The sequence below is a fragment of the Ollibium composti genome, from assembly GCF_004801285.1.
Classification (GTDB): Bacteria; Pseudomonadota; Alphaproteobacteria; order Rhizobiales; family Rhizobiaceae; genus Mesorhizobium; species Mesorhizobium composti.
Window position 1 is genome coordinate 1 of the sequence record NZ_SSNY01000026.1, and the last position, 2467, is coordinate 2467.

A 2467-nucleotide genomic window follows, 5' to 3' on the forward strand; every position below is an offset into this window, starting at 1 on the left:
GTAAGCGAGGCTCTGACCGCACCTTCTTTGCGCAGGCCTGAAGGGGCACGGTGACGATCCGATTTGGAGGATCGTTTTGTGTCTGGACTTGACCATAGACTTGAGCCGGAGGGCGAGCTCCGGCGCTTCGAGATCATCAACGGGGCGATGGGACGGCGGCGATGGTCGGCCGACGACCGGGCGCGGATCCTGGAGGAGACGCTGACGCCGGGCGCGGTAGTGTCAGCCGTGGCGCGCCGGCATGGCCTGACGCCGCAGCAATTGTTCACTTGGCGGCGCGAGGCGCGCAAGCGATTGGAGGCTGAGGCACCGCCTGCCTTCGTGCCGGCAGTCGTGGTCGCCCCCGAACCGATTGCGGCGAAAGAGCTGAAGCCGCGAGCGAAACGGCGCGCGCCACGACGACGTGTTGTCGCGATCGAGCTCGAGGCGTCGGGCGTCACGGTGAGGATCGGCGACGGCGCCTCGCCCGCCACGATCGCGGCGGTCATCGGCGCACTGAAGGGTGCGTCGTGATCGGTCCGACTGGCGCCGTGCGCGTTATGGTGGCGACCAAGCCGGTCGACTTCCGCAAGGGCGCTGACGGCCTGGCGGCGCTGGTACGGGAGACTATGGGCTCCGATCCGTTCTCCGGCGCGGTCTACGTCTTCAGGGCCAAACGCGCCGACCGGGTCAAGCTTGTCTACTTCGACGGCACCGGCGTGTGCCTGCTGGCGAAGCGTCTGGAAGACGGAAAGTTCTGCTGGCCTACCATCACCGACGGTGTGGTGAGGCTGACGGCAGCGCAACTGCAGGCGCTCTTGGAAGGGCTGGATTGGCGGCGCGTGCATGACGCCCGTGAGACGCGCGCACCGGTCGCGGCAAGTTGATTCCATGGGCGGCCAAGATACTGGCAATGCATTGTAATCCATGATTGAATCGGCCTTGTGAGCAATCCAGCCGAGCCACTGACCAACGATCCGATTGCGCTTCAGGCGATGCTCGCCACCGAGCGCGCCGAGAACGAGCGGCTGCGTCAGATCATCAAGGAACTGCAGCGTCACCGCTTCGGCCGCAGGGCAGAGAGCCTGCCCGTCGAGCAGCTGCTGCTGGGCCTGGAAGAGGTCGAGCAGGTCGAGGCAGAAGGCCTCGCCGCTGAGGAAGCCGCCGATCCTGCGAAGCTTGAGGCTTGCGTCAGAAAGCGCCGCGCCAACCGCGGTTCATTACCCGCCCACCTGCCGCGGATCGAGCAGGTCATCGACATCCCTGACAAGACATGCCCGTGCTGCAAGGGAATGCTGCACGTCATGGGCGAAGATCATTCCGAGCGCCTCGATATCGTGCCGGCCCAGTTCCGTGTGATCGTCACGCGCCGGCCAAAGTATGCCTGCCGGAACTGCGAGGAGGTCGTGGTGCAGGCGCCGCCTCCGGCGCGCCTCGTCGAGGGCGGCATTCCGACCGAGGCGACCGTCGCCCATGTTCTGGTCGGCAAGTACGCCGACCACCTTCCGCTGTATCGCCAGGCGCAGATCTATGCCCGCCAAGGCGTGAACCTCGACCGCTCGACGCTCGCCGACTGGGTCGGCAAGGCGGCCTTCCTGCTTCGGCCCATCCACGAGCGACTGTTCGAGCGACTGAAGGCGTCCGACAAGCTCTTCGCCGACGAGACTACCGCGCCGGTGCTCGATCCCGGGCGCGGCCGCACCAAGACGGGTCAACTGTTCGCCTATGCCCGCGACGATCGCCCCTGGGGCGGAGCCGAGCCACCTGGCGTCGCCTATCTCTATGCGCCCGATCGAAAGGCCGAGCAGCCGCTCCGGCACCTTCAGGGCTTCGTCGGAATCCTACAGGTGGACGGCTACGCCGGATACCGGGCCCTGGCCGACAGGAACGCCGTGAGCCTGGCGTTTTGCTGGAGCCACGTGCGGCGGAAGTTCTACGAGTTGGCCCAATCCGGTCCGGCACCGATCGCCACGGAAGCGCTCCAGCGCATCGCCGAGCTCTACAAGATCGAGAGTGATATCCGAGGTCGCCCGGCAGACGAACGCCGCGCCGCTCGCCAGCAAAGGTCCCGGCCGATCATCGACGCCCTCGATCTATGGCTGCGCGGGAAGCTCGCCCTGGTCAGCCAGAAGAGCAAGCTCGCCGAAGCGATCCGCTACGCGCTCTCGCGCTGGACTGGCCTGACGCGCTTCCTCGACGAGGGTCGCGTCGAGATCGACTCCAACGTCGTCGAGCGGACCATCCGCCCCATCGCCCTCAATCGCAAGAACGCACTCTTCGCCGGCTCCGACGGCGGGGGAGAACACTGGGCCACGATCGCCTCGCTCATCGAAACCTGCAAGCTCAACGGCGTCGACCCGTACGCCTACCTCGCCGACGTCATCACCCGCATCATCGCCGGCCACCCTCAAAACCAGATCGATGACCTTTTGCCCTGGGCCTATGCCCCAGCGCCACTCAAGGCCGTGGCCTGAGAACAGCGGTTACG

Annotated in this window: 3 protein-coding genes; all 3 read left to right on the forward strand. The window is 66.3% G+C overall.

All coding sequences use genetic code 11. From position 1 onward, the window contains the following. Positions 1-78: 78 nt before the first annotated feature. From tnpA to tnpC, 3 genes are read left to right on the forward strand one after another with little or no spacing between them, the layout of a single operon-like run. Entirely contained in the window at positions 79-513 is a 435-nt protein-coding gene (tnpA, locus tag E6C48_RS22295; RefSeq protein ID WP_230978920.1) for an IS66-like element accessory protein TnpA, read from the forward strand. A 26-nt stretch (positions 514-539) separates the two neighbouring features. After that, on the forward strand, positions 540-866 hold the full coding sequence (gene tnpB, locus E6C48_RS22300) for an IS66 family insertion sequence element accessory protein TnpB (RefSeq protein ID WP_136360394.1): 327 nt from the start codon (positions 540-542) through the stop codon (positions 864-866). A gap of 57 nt (positions 867-923) precedes the next feature. Continuing rightward, positions 924-2453: an IS66 family transposase gene (tnpC, locus tag E6C48_RS22305; RefSeq protein ID WP_136360392.1), complete on the forward strand. Its 1530-nt coding sequence runs from the start codon at positions 924-926 to the stop codon at positions 2451-2453. The last annotated feature ends 14 nt before the right edge of the window (positions 2454-2467 follow it).

Coding starts and splice junctions, on each gene's coding strand:
- tnpB (WP_136360394.1), top strand. CDS start 540: ATGGTGGCGACCAAGCCGGTCGACTTCCGCAAGGGCGCTGACGGCCTG.